This window comes from Streptomyces sp. NPDC102514, assembly GCF_055584525.1.
Genome location: NZ_JBVJLW010000033.1, coordinates 1 through 15,555, shown reverse-complemented (window position 1 = coordinate 15,555; position 15,555 = coordinate 1). Strand labels below are relative to the sequence as shown.

14 protein-coding genes are annotated in these 15,555 nt (G+C 71.8%); 8 read left to right on the top strand and 6 right to left on the bottom strand.

Annotation, left to right across the window (positions count from 1 at the left end; translation table 11 throughout):
* Positions 1-222: 222 nt before the first annotated feature.
* Positions 223-894: an O-methyltransferase gene (locus ACZ60E_RS43540; RefSeq protein ID WP_469447895.1), complete on the top strand. Its 672-nt coding sequence runs from the start codon at positions 223-225 to the stop codon at positions 892-894.
* Between the two features lie 68 nt (positions 895-962).
* On the opposite strand, the gene ACZ60E_RS43535 is transcribed toward ACZ60E_RS43540, so the two are convergent.
* A complete protein-coding gene (locus ACZ60E_RS43535; protein WP_384807514.1) occupies positions 963-1,367 on the bottom strand; it encodes a hypothetical protein in 405 nt (134 codons plus the stop codon).
* Between the two features lie 266 nt (positions 1,368-1,633).
* Here ACZ60E_RS43535 and ACZ60E_RS43530 point away from each other — a divergent pair, with 266 nt between their 5' ends.
* Positions 1,634-2,038 carry a DnaJ family domain-containing protein gene (locus ACZ60E_RS43530; protein ID WP_469447893.1) on the top strand — a complete coding sequence of 135 codons (405 nt, stop codon included), beginning with the start codon at positions 1,634-1,636 and terminating at the stop codon, positions 2,036-2,038.
* 191 nt (positions 2,039-2,229) lie between these two features.
* Here ACZ60E_RS43530 and ACZ60E_RS43525 read toward each other — a convergent pair whose 3' ends face one another.
* From ACZ60E_RS43525 to ACZ60E_RS43515, 3 genes are all read right to left on the bottom strand, one after another.
* Positions 2,230-2,961, bottom strand: a complete 732-nt coding sequence (locus ACZ60E_RS43525; RefSeq protein ID WP_469447891.1) for a hypothetical protein — start codon at positions 2,959-2,961, stop codon at positions 2,230-2,232.
* A gap of 5 nt (positions 2,962-2,966) precedes the next feature.
* Complete coding sequence (locus ACZ60E_RS43520) at positions 2,967-3,668, bottom strand: hypothetical protein (protein WP_384807508.1); 702 nt, start codon at positions 3,666-3,668, stop codon at positions 2,967-2,969.
* Between the two features lie 124 nt (positions 3,669-3,792).
* Positions 3,793-5,802 carry an MDR family MFS transporter gene (locus tag ACZ60E_RS43515; protein ID WP_469447945.1) on the bottom strand — a complete coding sequence of 670 codons (2,010 nt, stop codon included), beginning with the start codon at positions 5,800-5,802 and terminating at the stop codon, positions 3,793-3,795.
* Between the two features lie 308 nt (positions 5,803-6,110).
* Here ACZ60E_RS43515 and ACZ60E_RS43510 point away from each other — a divergent pair, with 308 nt between their 5' ends.
* Entirely contained in the window at positions 6,111-7,085 is a 975-nt protein-coding gene (locus ACZ60E_RS43510; protein ID WP_469447888.1) for a peptidoglycan-binding domain-containing protein, read from the top strand.
* A 219-nt stretch (positions 7,086-7,304) separates the two neighbouring features.
* Here ACZ60E_RS43510 and ACZ60E_RS43505 read toward each other — a convergent pair whose 3' ends face one another.
* Positions 7,305-7,976 carry an HAD family hydrolase gene (locus ACZ60E_RS43505; RefSeq protein ID WP_384807502.1) on the bottom strand — a complete coding sequence of 224 codons (672 nt, stop codon included), beginning with the start codon at positions 7,974-7,976 and terminating at the stop codon, positions 7,305-7,307.
* Between the two features lie 387 nt (positions 7,977-8,363).
* Between ACZ60E_RS43505 and ACZ60E_RS43500 the strand changes: the two genes are divergently transcribed.
* The 4 genes from ACZ60E_RS43500 to ACZ60E_RS43485 all read left to right on the top strand — a co-directional run bounded on the left by ACZ60E_RS43500 (position 8,364) and on the right by ACZ60E_RS43485 (position 13,742).
* Complete coding sequence (locus tag ACZ60E_RS43500; protein WP_384807500.1) at positions 8,364-9,008, top strand: HNH endonuclease family protein; 645 nt, start codon at positions 8,364-8,366, stop codon at positions 9,006-9,008.
* A 141-nt stretch (positions 9,009-9,149) separates the two neighbouring features.
* The gene (locus ACZ60E_RS43495; RefSeq protein WP_469447885.1) at positions 9,150-10,823 is read left to right on the top strand and encodes an alkaline phosphatase D family protein; all 1,674 of its coding nucleotides are present in this window, start codon (positions 9,150-9,152) and stop codon (positions 10,821-10,823) included.
* Positions 10,824-11,195: 372 nt separating this feature from the next.
* Positions 11,196-13,205: an FAD/NAD(P)-binding protein gene (locus tag ACZ60E_RS43490; RefSeq protein WP_469447883.1), complete on the top strand. Its 2,010-nt coding sequence runs from the start codon at positions 11,196-11,198 to the stop codon at positions 13,203-13,205.
* An 84-nt stretch (positions 13,206-13,289) separates the two neighbouring features.
* Positions 13,290-13,742: a DoxX family protein gene (locus ACZ60E_RS43485; protein ID WP_384807495.1), complete on the top strand. Its 453-nt coding sequence runs from the start codon at positions 13,290-13,292 to the stop codon at positions 13,740-13,742.
* Between the two features lie 59 nt (positions 13,743-13,801).
* Here the strand turns inward: ACZ60E_RS43485 and ACZ60E_RS43480 are convergent, their stop codons facing one another.
* A complete protein-coding gene (locus ACZ60E_RS43480) occupies positions 13,802-14,428 on the bottom strand; it encodes a superoxide dismutase family protein (protein ID WP_469447943.1) in 627 nt (208 codons plus the stop codon).
* Positions 14,429-14,766: 338 nt separating this feature from the next.
* Here ACZ60E_RS43480 and ACZ60E_RS43475 point away from each other — a divergent pair, with 338 nt between their 5' ends.
* A complete protein-coding gene (locus ACZ60E_RS43475; RefSeq protein ID WP_384807493.1) occupies positions 14,767-15,441 on the top strand; it encodes a DedA family protein in 675 nt (224 codons plus the stop codon).
* The last annotated feature ends 114 nt before the right edge of the window (positions 15,442-15,555 follow it).

Here is a 15,555-nt window from a genome sequence, read left to right as displayed (position 1 = left end):
GGCTCGCACCACCTCCGATGTGAGACGCGGGCAACCCCCTCTTCACCTGACGTCCTCCATTCTTTTGTCCCGATGGAGGTGTTGTAAGGCCGAAGAGAGCCGCCGTCACGCCGCCACGCGCGGCCGTGACGGGAATACAACCACCCAAGCCGCCGGGAACCGGCTATATTCGGCTACGGAACTAGTTAGCACGTCTAACTAGACAGACGAAAGGTTTACCGCATGACCGAGCCGCAGCTCTGGCGCGAGGTGGACGACTACTTCACCGGGCTCCTCGCCCCGCCGGACGCCACCCTGACCGAAGCACTGCGCGACAGCGACGCCGCCGGACTTCCCCAGATCAACGTCGCCCCCAACCAGGGCAAACTGCTGCATCTCCTCGCCGTGATCCAGGGCGCGACCCGCATCCTGGAGATCGGCACGCTCGGCGGCTACAGCACGATCTGGCTGGCCCGCGCCCTCCCCGCGGACGGCCGGCTGATCACCCTGGAGTACAGCGAACAGCACGCCGAGGTGGCCCGGCACAACCTCGCACGGGCCGGTCTGGACAAGATCACCGAGGTTCGGGTGGGACCTGCCCTGATCGGCCTGCAGACGCTGGCCGACGAGGACCCCGCACCCTTCGACGTGGTCTTCATCGACGCCGACAAGGTGAACAATCCGCGCTATGTGGAGTGGGCGCTGAAGCTCACCCGGCCGGGCAGCCTGATCATCCTCGACAACGTCGTCCGCGAGGGCGCCGTCACCGACGCCACCACCGACGACCCGAGTGTGCGCGGCACCCGCGAGGCGCTCGACCTCTTCGCCGCGCACCCCAAGGTGACCGCCACGGCGATCCAGACGGTGGGAGTGAAGGGGTACGACGGGTTCGCGCTGGCACGCGTACTGCCGTAGGCGGCGCGCTCAGCGCTCTCCCGTACCCCGGGGGCGTCGGACCTCGTGGGCCTCAAGCCCCGTGGGCCTCAGACCTCGTGGTAGAAGCCCACGTTCACGCTGCGCGGGCCCGTACGGTCGTGGATGACCAGTTCGCCCGATCCGCCCATGGGCAGCTTGGCCGTCCCGCCGTACGGCAGCGGCTGCAGGACTCCGCCGCCTCCGCCGACCAGCGAGAACCGCACCTCGGACGACGGGTCGTCGTGCGTGCCCCGCAGCCAGGTCACCTGCCAGGTCCCCTCGGGCCCACACAGGAACTCCAGGTGGACCCGCGAGACGAACAGCCAGTCGTCGGGCGTCGCGAGGCGGCACGCGCCCCGGTCGCGCCCCACCCGCAGCACGGCGCCCGGCTCGCTCGGCGCGTCGGCCATCTGCATTCCGGCCGTCGCGCCGGCGTCCGTCCCGGACACCGAGGCCATGGTGAGTTCGAGCACGTGCGCTCCTTCGTTCCCGCGCGTTCCGCATTCCGACGTTCCGCGTTCCGACGTTCCGATTGTCCCGCGCCGGGACGTGTTCGACGCCCGGCGACGTATCGCCGCCGAATGATAGAGCGCCGACGCGTTCGACGTCCGGCACAGTCGCATACCGCTCCGCACAGTCCATACCGTGCGGCACGGCCGCATACCGCTCGCCGGTCCCGCGCGGCCTCCGGCAGCGCTTCCAGAACGGCTTCCGGAACGGCTTCCGGCACAATGGACGTATGACCGAGCGCAAACCTCCCGGGGTCGGCTTCGAGTCCTGGGTCGACCGGCAGATCCGCGAGGCGGAGGCACGCGGCGAGTTCACCGAACTCGTCGGTGCGGGCAAGCCGTTGCCGAGCGGCCCCGACACCTCGTACGACGAACTGTGGTGGATCAAGCAGAAGATGGCCCGCGAGGGCATGTCCGTGCTGCCTCCGACGCTGGCGCTGCGCAAGGAGGCGGAGGACGCGCTGGAGCAGGCCGCCGCGGCGCCGTCGGAGCGGGTGGTGCGGCGGATCGTCACGGAGATCAACGCGAAGATCCGCGACATGATGTTCAAGCCGCCACCGGGCCCGCCGCTCGGCCTCAAGCCGTACGACGTGGAGGAGATCGTCCGCGCGTGGCAGGAACGCCACGCGGCCTGACCTCAGGACGACCACGTCCGACCGGGCCGACGGTCCGTGTCACGTACGCGCCCACGAGTGAGGCCCCGCCCGGTGCGTCACCCGGGCAGGGCCTCTCTGCTCAATCAACTCGGTTCGGCTCAACCGGCCCACCGCGCAAGCCGGTTGCGCGGATGATGCGGTCGGGTGGCCGGGCGGTCAGGCGGCCGGGGTCAGATCCTCAGCAGCCGTTCCGTCAGTTCGCGGTAGTCCTTCAGGGCCAGCCGCAACTGCTCCGTGTCGGCCTTGTCGTCGCCGCTCTGCCAGGACGTGCTCAGGGCGCGGCGCCGCTGGGTGACGGCCTCGGTGAACCGTTCGGCGACCTCCTGGAGGACCCGGTCCGCCTCCTCGACCGAGCCGCGGGGCCCGTCGACGAACCCGGCGACCGCGTGGTGGAGTTGCTGCGACCACTTGTCGCCCTCGTCGTGCGGCATGAGCCGCCCGCCGGAGTCCGACCCGGCCCTGGTCCCCGCGTTCACCCGCGCCTCGGCGCCGAGAATGCCCTCGCGGGACGCGCCGCTCCGGCCGCCCGTGACCCTCCCGGTGTCGGGGGCTGCGGCAGGGGCAGGGGCAGGGACCGTGGCACCTGTGGTCCTGGCGGCAGTGGCGGCACCCTTCCCCTTGACGCCCTCGCGCCCCGGCGAACGGTCCTGCTCCGGCGTGCGCGGGCCGGCCGGAACGCGCCCGCCGACCACGGTGTCCTGGCCGTCCCGGACGCGCTCCTGGGACGCCGTGTCCCGGCCGCCCAGCGCGCCGTCACGCGTGCCGGATCCCGTCCCGGGGGCGCGTGTCCCGGCCTCGGGCCCCGCCGCGCCGCCCGTACCCGGCGTCCTGGTCACCTCGCCCCGCTCATCGCGCTCGTCCCGCCGATCCTTGAAAGGTCCTGCCGTGCTGTTGTCCGGCATGCGTCTCAACTCCCCTTCACATGGCGCCTGTTGAGCGCCCACGGCGCGTGCGATCGGCCGCGGGAGCTGTCGGTTCGAGTGGTCTCGGCCGTTTCCTCGCCGCCGTCCCCGTCGGCCTTCCGCAGCTGCGCCCTGTCGGCGCGCGCGGAGGTGGTCGCTGAGGTGGTCAGGGCCTCGAAGAGCGCACGGGCCTCGACCAGGGACTCACGCAGCTCCTCCGTGTCGGCCCGGTCGGCGCCGGCGCCGTTCGGGTGCGCGGCCAGGTGGACACGGCGGTAGCCGTTCACGTGGTGCGCGTGGTGCACGGAGAGCGCGGAGAGCTGCTCCTCGTAGCGGTCGCCCGCCGGGAAGCCTCGCGCGCCCGCCACCTCGGCGAGCAGCCGGTCCGCCTCGACGACGGCGTCGCGCGGCGAGTCGACGAACTGCTCCTGGATCGCGGTCCAGCGGACCGTGTAACGGTCGAGCGCCGCGGGCTCCAGCGGCTGCTGCTGCAGCGAACCGTGCCGCTGCACGCGCTCCTCGAGCTCGCGCTCGGCGGCCTGCGAGTCGCCGTCGTGCCGGGCGAGCGCCCGGTCGTACTCGGGCCCGAAGCGCCGCTTCAGGCTCTGCCCTCCGCCCGCCCCGCGGGCCATCACGAGCCGAGCGATCACGGCGGCGACGACGGCCACCACGATCACGATCAGAACGATGATCACGCCTGTGGACATGGATTGCCTTCCGGGTTCTGGGCCCAGCGGGCCGCTTCTTCCGTCTGGTTGCCCGGACTTCGGCTGCCAAACGGCCCCTGGCCGGATCCACGTCACGAGAACCCCAAGTGGGCTTTGGATCACCTCACTTGGCGAGCCACGCCCGCCCGGCCGGCTTCGGCGCCGAGTCCGCGTAGGGCCGTTCCGAGTCAGAACCGCACAGCTCGGAGTTGAGTTCCGTCACGAGCTGGGCGAGGTCGGTGGGCCGGTCCGGGCCCCACCAGTCGCCGAGGAGTTCGGCGAGGGACTCCTCCCGGGCCGCGGCCAGCCTCCCGGCCACCTGCCGCCCCTGTTCGGTGAGAACGAGGTCCAGTCCCTCCCGTACGCCCAGACGCCGCTCCTCCACCTGGCGTGCGGCCGCGATGACGATCTGCAGGGGCACCCCGCTGTGTTCGGCGAGGGCGGCGGGCTCGGCCCAGCCGTAGCGTCTGATGCGCAGGAGCAGCCAGCTCGCGGCGGGCAGCAGGTCGTACCCGGCGCGGGCGGTGATCTTCTCGTAGATCTGCCGCCGCCCCTCCCTGGTGCCCAGCACGGACAGCGCACGGCACACCTCGTCGTACGAGGAGCGCTCCACGGGGTTGCTGGCGAGCGTCTGGGTGGCGTCGGGCGCCGTCACCGAGCCCCGCAGTCTGTCCTCGCGCAGGAACCAGGCGAGCACGAAGCCGACGGCGGCGACCGGGGCCGCGTACAGGAAGACGTCCGTGATGGAGACGGCGTACGCCTCGACGACGGGTGGCCGGAGCGCGGCCGGCAGTTCGACGATGATCTTCGGGTCGGATTTGAGCGCGTCGGCGCCCACACCGGGCGGGAGGGTCTGCCCGCGGAGCACGTCGGCGAGTTCGCTGCTCAGGCGGCTGGTGAAGACCGAGCCGAAGATGGCCACGCCGAACGAGGCACCGATGGACCGGAAGAAGGTGGCGCCGGAGGTCGCGACGCCCAGATCCTCGTACGAGACGGCGTTCTGCACGATCAGGACGAGGACCTGCATCACCAGCCCCAGTCCGAGGCCGAAGACGAGGAAGTACAGGCTCATCTCGGCCGTGGAGCTGTCCACGTCGAGCCGGTGCAGGAGCAGCAGCCCGAGGGCGGTGACGGCGGTGCCCGCGATGGGGAACACCTTCCAGCGGCCCGTACGGCTGACGATCTGGCCGGAGACCGTCGAGGAGACCAGCAGCCCGGCCACCATCGGCAGCATGTGCACACCCGACATGGTGGGCGACACACCCTGGACGACCTGCAGGAACGTCGGCAGGTACGTCATCGCGCCGAACATCGCGAAGCCGACGACGAAGCTGATCACCGCGGCGAGGGTGAAGGTGCGGATGCCGAACAGTTTCAGCGGGAGCACGGGCTCGGCGGCGCGGCGCTCGACGGCCACGAACGCCACGGCGAGGACGACGCCGAGGACCGCGAGGCCGATGATCTGCGGCGAGCCCCAGCCCCAGGTGTTGCCGCCGAGCGAGGCGACGAGGACCAGGCAGGTGGCGACGGCCGCGATCAGGAACGTACCGAGGTAGTCGATCGTGTGCTTCCGGGAGCGGACCGGGATGTGCAGGACCGTGGCGATGACGGCGAGCGCGACGATCCCGACGGGGAGGTTGATGTAGAAGACCCAGCGCCAGCTCAGATGCTCGGTGAACAGCCCTCCGAGCAGCGGCCCGAGGACACTGGTCGCGCCGAAGACCGCGCCGAACAGCCCCTGGTACTTGCCCCTCTCCCGGGGCGGGACGATGTCGCCGACGATCGCCATCGACAGCACGATGAGCCCGCCGCCGCCGAGGCCCTGGAGCGCGCGGAAGGCGATCAGCTGGGGCATGTTCTGCGCCATGCCGCACAGCGCCGAACCGATCAGGAAGATCACGACGGCGACCTGGAACAGCTTCTTGCGGCCGTACTGGTCGCCGAGCTTGCCCCAGAGCGGGGTGGCGGCCGTGGAGGCCAGCAGATACGCCGTGACGACCCACGACAGATGGTCGAGCCCGCCGAGATCGCTGACGATGGTCGGCAGTGCGGTCGACACGATGGTCTGGTCGAGCGCGGCGAGCAGCAGCCCCAGGAGCAGCGCCCCGATCGACACGAGGACCCCGCCCTGCATGTGCGGAGGAACGGCGGTGGCGCCGCGCGAGTGATCCCGTGGATGACGGGCCTGAAGACCGTCAGGGGGAGCGTCGGGCACGCCCCCCTCACCCCTTCCGCCACCCCTGCTGCCACCGCTGTCGTGCGCATCCTCGGCCATGAAGACCTCCCGGCCACGAGAATCCCGTTCCTCTTCCATCCTGGTCGGTGTGACCGGTTATGGCCTGTTGAATTCGGCCAGGAGTTCGGGATTCCGGGGGTAACCGGGAGATTGTGTGGAGGGGGTCTGCATAATCGCTGGAGTTCGTACGGGGAAGGATGCACGACGTGAGCGACCGGAGCGGTCATATATGCCCGGAATGCGGGGCACCGAGGGAGTCGGGGGGCTCCCCCACATGCGGCTGCGCCCGCAGAGCGGCGGACGAACTCCTGGAGACCCGGTCCGCCGAGACGGCGGCCGCGGAGGACTTCGATCCGCTGCGCATCCGCCCCTACGTGGACCTGGAAGTACACGCGGAGGGCGCCGCGGCGGGCGCCGGTAGCGGCCCGCAGGCGTCTCCGGCGCCGGAGGCCGGTCACGGGCCGGACGACCGGGCGACGGTCGCGATCCCCCTCCAGCGCACCCCGCCCGACGACTTCCCGCACACCCACGCCGCCGCCGACGACGGTTACGACGGCCCCGCGGACTCCTCGGACGCGCCCGGGAACACGGGCCGCCGGCGTCGTTTCGTGCTCGTGGGAGCAGGCGCCACGGCGGTCGTGGTCGCGGCGGCCGGGTTCGCGAGCGGACTGTTCTCGTACGAGTCGCCGTCGCGCGACGGCGCGGCCCCGGACGACATACGCGCGAGCGTGCCGGACACGGCGGTGGACGAGCCGTCCCCGTCGGACTCCGGGTCACCGTCGGAGTCGGCGTCGGAATCGGCGTCCGCGTCGGCGAGCGAGAGCCCGACGCCGTCGGCCTCGGAGTCGCCGAGCGCGTCGGCCACCCCGTCCAGGACGACCGCGACGACGCGTGCGCCGTCGCCCGAGAACTCGGTCAGCGCCGAGCCGTCGTCCGCCGCCCCGACGGACAAGGCGGGCCCGGCGGTGCTGCGCCGCGGCGACGAGGGTCCCGAGGTCACCGAACTGCAGCTGCGCCTCAAGCAGTTGGCCCTCTACGTGGGCGACGCGGACGGCGACTACGACAACCGCACGGAGAACGCGGTACGCAACTACCAGTTCACCCGGGGCCTGGACGAAGAACAGGGCGTCTACACCGAAGAAACCCGCACCCGCCTGGAATCAGAAACAACAGAACCCTGACCCCGCCCCACCCTTAGGGGCGCGAGGAACGACGCAGCCTTCGCCGGTCAGGGGCGCGGGGAACGGCGCAGTCTTGTTGCTTTTAGGGGCGCGGGGAACGGCGCAATCTTTGGCTTTTAGGGGCGCGGGGAACTGCGCGACCAGCCCCCACCGGACCCGCACCCGACCCACAACCCCAGCCAACCTCCACCCCACGACACCCCACCCCGACAGGGCCCGTCACACCACCCGCAACCGAACTCCCCCACCCTCCAACCCCTCGACCCGAACCCCCCGAAGATCCCGGACAACCGCATCAGGCCGATGAAACCCGGCCCGAGCCCCCACCCCCACCACCCGCATCCCCGCGGAGCGCCCCGCCGAGATCCCCGCCCCCGAGTCCTCGAACACCACACACTCCTCGGGCGCGACCCCCAACTCCGCCGCCCCCTTCAAGAACCCCTCGGGGTCCGGCTTGCTCGCCCCCACGGACTCCGCGGTGATCCGCAGGTCGGGCAGCGCGAGCCCCGCCGCCCCCATCCGCGCGGCGGACAGCCCGACGTCCGCCGACGTGACGAGCGCGTGCGGCACCCCCAGCTCCCGCAGGGACGCGAGGAACTCCCCCGCCCCCTCGATCGCCACGACCCCGTCCATGTCGGCGGTCTCCTCGGCGAGCATGCGCGCGTTGTCGGCGTAGTTCTGCTCCATGGGCCGGTTCGGCAGCAGCACGGCCATGGACGCGTACCCCTGCCGCCCGTGGACGACCTTCATGACCTCGTCCCCGTCGAGCCCGTGCCGGTCGGCCCAGCGGCGCCAGACGCGCTCGACGACGGCGTCCGAGTTGACGAGGGTGCCGTCCATGTCCAGCAGCAGGGCGCGGGCGGTCAGCACGGTCGAGGCCGTCATCGGCATGCTCCAAAAAGCGTGGGATCGAAAAGGGCGTGGGATCGAAGCGTGGATCGGAACGCGCGTCGAAGCGTGGACCAGGGCGCGAGGAGGACCCCGCACACCTCCGGGGGAACAAGGTGGCCCCGCCCGCCGGTCAGGGAGTGCGAGCGGGGACCACTTTGTTTCTCCACGGTACAAAACAAACGAGTGATCCCGCTACCCGGGGGTCTCCTCCCATTCCGCACGAGGACATGACAAAGCAGGCAGCCCGCTCCAGGAATCCCGCCGAACACCTTGTCGTGTCATGCCCACGTCATTAACTTCTCACCTGACGCACATCTCCCGGAAACCGGCCCCCGCGAGCATTCAGTCGCTCGCAGGTCAACTTCCCCCCACCCCTAGGGAGTTCGCATGCCGAAGGTCTACGCGCGTCGACGGCTGAGTCTAGTGGCCGCCTTCGCCGGTTTGATAGCCATGGTCGGGCTTTTCAACGGCCCGGCCGCCTCCGCCGCGCTGCCCACCCCGGTCAGCGCCGCCACCGCCCGCACCTACCTCGCCTCGCTGACCGTGGCGACCGAGGACCGTACCGGGTACGACCGCGACCTCTTCCCGCACTGGATCACGATCAGCGGCACCTGCAACACCCGCGAGACCGTGCTGAAGCGTGACGGTACGAACGTCGTCACCAGCTCCGCCTGCGCGGCCACCAGCGGCTCCTGGTACTCCGTCTACGACGGCGCCACCTGGACCGCCGCCTCCGACCTCGACATCGACCACCTCGTGCCGCTGGCCGAGGCCTGGGACTCCGGCGCCGACAGCTGGACCACCGCGCGGCGCCAGGCCTTCGCCAACGACCTGACCCGCCCCCAACTCATCGCCGTCACGGACAACGTGAACCAGTCGAAGAGCGACCAGGACCCGGCCGAGTGGATGCCGTCCCGCACGGCCTACGCCTGCACGTACGTACGCGCCTGGGTCCAGGTGAAGTACTACTACGACCTCTCCGTCGACTCCGCGGAGAAGAGCAAGCTCACCTCGGTCCTCAGCGGCTGCTGACCCGGCCCGTAACCCGTATCGGACCCGGATCGGACCCGGACTGCTCGCGATCTCCCGCCATCTCACGCGATCTCTCGCCGGAACCTCCCCACCGGCCTCCGTCGTTCCGTACCGTACGGGGCGACGGAGGAGGGTGATCACGTGGCGAGCCTGCGCCTGGGTCCATTGCTGAGGTATGTCGACGGCTCGTCCGCGACCGTGTGGGTCGAGGCGGGCCGTCCGGCCACCGCCGAGGTGCGCTGCGCGGACGGCTCCGGCGGTGAGTCCCGTACCTTCCAGGTGTCGGGCCACCACTACGCCCTGATCCCGGTCACCGGACTGACACCGGGCACGACCACCTCGTACGAGGTGCTGTTCGACGGGGAGCGCGTCTGGCCCCTCCCCGGCTCCCCCTTCCCGCCCTCGGCCATCCACGCCCCCGTGGACGACCACGAGACCGTCCGCGTCGCCTTCGGCTCCTGCCGATGGGCCTCACCGCCCGAGGGCGAGAAGGACCCGGTCGGCCCGGACGCGCTGGACACCCTCGCGGCCCGGATCGCCGCGGACCCGCAGGGCGAGCGCCCGGACGTCCTCCTGCTGCTGGGCGACCAGGTGTACGCGGACGAGGTGTCCAAGGCCACCCGCCACTGGCTGCAGGCCCGCCGCGGCCTGGACCAGCCGCCCGGCGCCGAGGTCGCGGACTACGAGGAGTACACGCACCTCTACTACGAATCGTGGCTCGACCCCGAGGTCCGCTGGCTGCTCTCCACCGTGCCCAGCTGCATGATCTTCGACGACCACGACGTCATCGACGACTGGAACACCAGCGAGGCCTGGGTCTCCGACATGCGGGACACCCCCTGGTGGCGCGAGCGCGTGCTCAGCGGCCTGATGTCGTACTGGGTCCACCAGCACCTCGGCAACCTCTCCCCCGACCGCCTCGCCGAGGACCCCCTGTATGAGGAGGTCCGCGCCACGCCCGACGGCACCGACGCCCTGCGCGCGTTCGCCGCCCGGGCCGACGCCGACCCGGCCTCGGTCCGCTGGAGCTACCGCCGCGACTTCGGCCGTACCCGCCTGATGATGGTCGACAGCCGCGCCGCCCGCGTCCTCGACGAGCAGAACCGCTCGATGCTCGACCCGGCGGAATGGGAGTGGCTGCGCGAGCAGATACAGGACGGCCGCGTCCTCGACGAGCAGGCCCCCGACGGCGCCGGCGCCTACGACCACCTCCTCATCGGCACCTCCCTGCCCTGGCTGCTCCCGAACCTCGTGCACGACGCGGAGGCGTGGAACGCCGCGATGTGCCGGGGCGAGCGGGGCGAGCGCTGGGCGCGGCGGGGGGAGAAACTGCGGCGGGCGGCCGACCTGGAGCACTGGGCCGCGTTCCCGTCGTCCTTCGACCAGCTGGCGGAGCTGATCGCCGAGGCAGGTTCGGGGCCGCACGCGCCCGCGACGGTCTGCGTGCTGTCCGGGGACGTGCATCACGCGTACGTCGCCGAGCCGGTCTGGCGGGAGGGCCTCGCGGGCCCCGACGCCCGGGTGGTCCAGCTGACCTGCTCACCCGTCCACAACTCCATCCCGCCGTACATAAGGGTCGGCTTCCGCTTCGGCTGGAGCGGGGTGGGGCGGGCGCTCGGCCGTCGTTTCACCCGGCACGGCAGGGTTTCGGCTCCGCCGGTGGACTGGCGGAAGACCGGCGGGCCCTGGTTCGGCAACCAGCTGATGACGCTGACCCTGAGCGGGCGTTCGGCCCGGCTGCGACTCGATCACGCGCGTGAGGAGCGCGGGGGTGGGGCGCGGTTGCGGACGATCGCGGAGTCCGTCCTGAGCTGAGCGTGCCCCTGGGGGCGGGTGGTCGGCTGCCGGCCCGGCGGGGGGGGCCGGGCGGGCAGTTCCCCGCACCCCTCGCCTCCCCGCGCCTCTCGCCTTCCCGCGCCTCTCGCCGGGCGCCGCCCCTGACCGGACGCTGTCGCCGACCGGACGCTGTCGCCGACGAGGTCTCGTACGTCTATTGCACGTGTTGCCCGTGATGTTGGTGCTTGGTGCGCTTGAGTCCCGAGCGTCCCGTGAGGCATGCCACAACCAGCACCGTTGATCCGCTTCAGGGGTCGGTTCCCGTGGTGTGCGACGGCATGATGATGCGGACCGTCCGCTTCCGCCGGGGCGGTGAGCCGCGCATGCCCCACCTGTCCGGGAGTCACCCCCTTGTCGGAACCAACAGACCGCCTCTCCGTGGCCCTGGTCGGCGCCGGACCGCGCGGCACCAGCGTGCTGGAACGCCTGTGCGCCTCCGCGCCCGAACTCCTCACGCCCGGTACGCGTCTGACGGTCCACGTCGTCGATCCCTCCCCGCCGGGCCCCGGCCGCGTCTGGCGCACCGCGCAGCCCGCCGAGCTGCTGATGAACACCGTGGCCTCCCAGGTCACCCTCTTCACCGACGACAGCGTGGACTGCTCGGGCCCGATACGCCCCGGACCGGGCCTGCACGCCTGGGCGGACGGACAGGCCGAAGGACAACCGGGCGGACAGGCCGCAGGACAGCCGGACGGACAGGCGGTCGGCCCGCTGGGACCGGACGACTATCCGACGCGGGCCCAGTACGGCCAGTACCTGGAGTGGGTCTTCGGCGAGGTGGTCCGCGGGGCGCCGCCCGCGCTGCGGATCGAGACGCACCGGGCGCGCGCGACCCGCCTCGACAACTCGGCCGGCGGCCTCCAGACCCTCGTGCTCGACAACGGCCGTGTCCTGACGGGCCTGGCGGCCGTGGTGCTCGCCCAGGGCCATCTGCCGGCCGTGGCGGACCAGGCACAGGAGCGGCTGTCCGCGCACGCCGAGCGGCACGGGCTGCGCCACGTTCCGCCCGCCAACCCGGCGGACCTCGACCTCTCCTCCGTACTCCCCGGCGAGACCGTCCTGCTGCGCGGCCTCGGCCTCAACTTCTTCGACCACATGGCCCTGTTGACGACGGGCCGCGGCGGCCGTTTCGCGCGCACCCCGGCCGGTACGCGCTATCTCCCCTCGGGCCGCGAGCCGCGTCTGGTGGCCGGCTCCCGCCGCGGCATCCCGTACCAGGCGCGCGGCGACAACGCGAAGGGCCCGTACGGCCGTCATCTCCCGCTCGTGCTCACCCCGGAGGCCGTCTCCGGCTTCCGCAAGCGCGCGGACTCGGGCGACGCGCCCGACTTCCTCACGGAGATATGGCCGTTGGTGGCGAAGGAGGTCGAAACGGTCTACTACGAGACCCTGTTGGCCCGCGGCGCCGCCGACCTCCCGGGGACACCGGCGGTACGCGGCTTCCGTGAGCGCTTCCTCGCCGTCCCGCACCGGGACCCTCAAGAGGTTCTGGTGCTCGACGAGTTCGGGGTTGCCGCCGCCGACCGCTGGTCCTGGGACCGCGTCTCACGCCCGCACGGCGGACGGGTCTTCACCGGCCCCGCCGACTTCCGGTGCTGGCTGCTGGCCCATCTGCGCGAGGACGCCGAACAGGCCGCGCTCGGCAATGTCGACGGCCCGCTCAAGGCGGCTCTGGACGTGCTGCGCGACCTGCGCAACGAGCTGCGGCAGATCGTCGATCACGGCGGCCTCGCGGGTTCCTCGCGCCGGGAGCACCTGGACCGCTGGTACACCCCGCTCAACGCGTTCCTGTCCATCGGCCCGCCCCGGCGCCGTATCGAGGAGATGGCGGCTCTCATCGAGGCGGGCGTACTGGTGGTGATCGGCCCGCGCCTGGAGGTGCGGGCCGAGGACGGGGCGTGGGTGGCGCACTCCCCCGACGTACCCGGCTCGACCCTGTCGGCGACCACGCTCGTCGAGGCCCGGCTGCCGGAGCCCGACCTGCGGCGCACCGCCGACGCGCTGCTCGCCCGGCTGCTGAAGACGGGCCAGTGCCGCCCGCACACGGTGGACGGCTACGAGACCGGTGGGCTGGACGTGACACAGCGCCCGTATCACCTGATAGATCGTCAAGGTCGGCCGCACGCGCGGCGGTTCGCGTTCGGGGTGCCCACGGAGGGGGTGCACTGGGTGACCGCGGCCGGGGTCCGTCCAGGGGTGGACTCGGTCACGCTGTCGGACGCCGACGCGGTGGCGCGGGCCGTCCTGCGCACGGCTGCCGCCGAGGTCGGACGGGGCACGGGGGCGGAAACAGAGCCCGAATCGACACCCGTATCGACGGAAAAACCATGGCCCAAAGTTGAACTTGCAAGCATTGAATAGGCAGACCTAACGTAGAGCACTCACTCGGTTACGTCCCCCACCGGTCCTCCATGGGCCGTACAGACACCGAAGGAGTCATCCCACATGACCGGACGCCTCAACAGCGCCCAGCCATACGCGATCGGCCTGTTCCGCATGGTCGTCGGCCTGCTCTTCGCCTGCCACGGAGCGGTCTCGCTGCTCGGCGTGCTCGGCGGCCTGGACGGCAAGGGCGCCACCGTCGAGACCGGCGCCTGGCCCAACTGGTACGCGGCCGTCATCGAACTCGTCGGCGGCACCCTGGTCCTGCTCGGCCTCGGCACCCGCATCGCCGCGTTCATCGCCTCGGGCGCGATGGCCTACGCGTACTTCAAGGTCCACCAGCCCGAGGCACTGTGGCCGATCGAGAACAGCGGTGAGGGCGCGGCCATGTACTGCTGGTCGATGCTCCTGCTCGTCTTCACCGGCTCGGGCGCGTTCGGCCTGGACCGGCTGCTCCCCGGCCGTTCGTCCACGACGACCGGGGAGAACCGTCCCTCGGAGCCCGTCGCGGCCTGACACGCAGGCCTCACCGTGCCCTTCACGACGTCGGTTCGGCCTGCCCACAGGGCATGACGTCAGCCGCCCCACCCGAAGGGCACGGTGAAGCACGCCAGCCGGGCGCCCGCACCGCCCGGCTCGGCGTGCAGCACGACGGAGGCGGCCTCGCCGCGCCGGAAGTTCCAGTCGTGACGCGCACTCGCCCCGCCCTCGCCGCGGTCGTCCGCGGTGAAGTCGAGCCAGACCTCGTTCTCGGGGTCGGCCGCGGCAGGGTCCGTGGACGGCCGGTGCTGATAGTGCCCGCCCGCCGCGGCCGGCTCGGCGCCGCACGGCTCCCGGTGCACATGAACCCCGTACGCGTGCCCCGCCTTCAGCCCCGTGACGCGCAACGCCACCGTCGTAGGCCCGCGTTCCTCGCTGCGCTGGCTCACCTCGATCCACGCGGCGGGCGGTACGAGTCCGGTGCCGTCGTACGTGACCGCCGCCGACGGGACGAAGGCGCCGGGCGGCGCGAAGCGGGCGTCCGTACGCATCCGGTAGCCGGGCGCGGAATCGGAGTCTGCGGGACCGGTGGCGTCCGAGGTACCGGTGGCGTCCGAGGTACCGGTGGCGTCCGAGGTACCGGTGGCGAGCGCGACGGAGGCGAGGGCTCCGGCGAGGACCACGACGGCCTTCCGCACGACGGCGCCCGCGACGCCACCCATGCGGTCCGCGCGCTCCGCACCCGCGGCACCTTCCATGCCCTCTGCTCTCTCTGCGCTCTCTGCACCCACTGCGGTTTCTATGCCTGACGTCATCGTCGGTTCCGCTCCTCAGTCGCTCGGTGGCCCCTTTCCGTTGGTACGGGACGTGCGGGCCGTCCGCCCCGGGGGTGTGGCAGCCGGGTGAACATGGTGTGGCGAACACACGAGCCCCCTGTGGATCTCCTGCCCCACCCGAGGCGTACGCTGTATGGCTGTCACAGGCCGCTCCTGCCGCTCCCCCGCGACACCGCGGCACACGGCACGGTTCGGGCCTACGGGGGAGACACAGGGGAGTTTCGGTGCTTGAGAGTGTGGGGTCGCTGTCCGGCACCCCTTGGATCTACAGCCAATGGATCTATGCCGTGGTGGCGCTGTCGGTCCTGTTCGACGTCTTTCTGCCGGTGCTGCCGAGCGGCGTGCTGGTCATCACGGCGGCGACGGCTGCCGCGGCGGGCACCGGGGCGGCGGTCCAGCACGTGCCGGACATCCTCTCCCTGATTCTCTCCGCCGCGACCGCGTCGGTCCTCGGCGACCTGGTGGCGTACCGGCTGGCCTGGCGCGGCGGCGCACGACTGGACCGCGCCATCGCCCGCTCGCGGCGCCTGAGCGCGGCGCAGGAACGTCTCGGCGCGGCCCTCGCGCGCGGCGGCGGCACGCTGGTCGTGCTCGCCCGCTTCGCCCCCGCGGGCCGCTCACTGGTCTCGCTGGGCGCGGGGGCCGCACACCGGCGCGTACGCGAGTTCCTGCCGTGGTCGATCCTCGCGGGCCTCGCGTGGGCCGCGTACAGCGTGGCCCTCGGCTACTTCGGCGGCCAGTGGCTGGGCGCGACGTGGCTGGCCTCGGGCATCTCGCTGGTGGCGCTGTTCGGGGCGGGCGCGGGGGCGGCGTACCTGATGCGACGCCCGTCGCAGACGTCCCCGCTGGTACCCGTGTCCGTATCCGTACCGGCACCGGAGCCGGGCCAGAGCGCCTGACAACGGGGCAGGACTGCCACTAAGGGCTCGTAAAGAATCAACACGGTGGTTTTGTCTCTGTCGTGAGAGCGATGCCGTGCGCGGTTGCGTAGACGTGGAGGCCGGTGAGGGTGG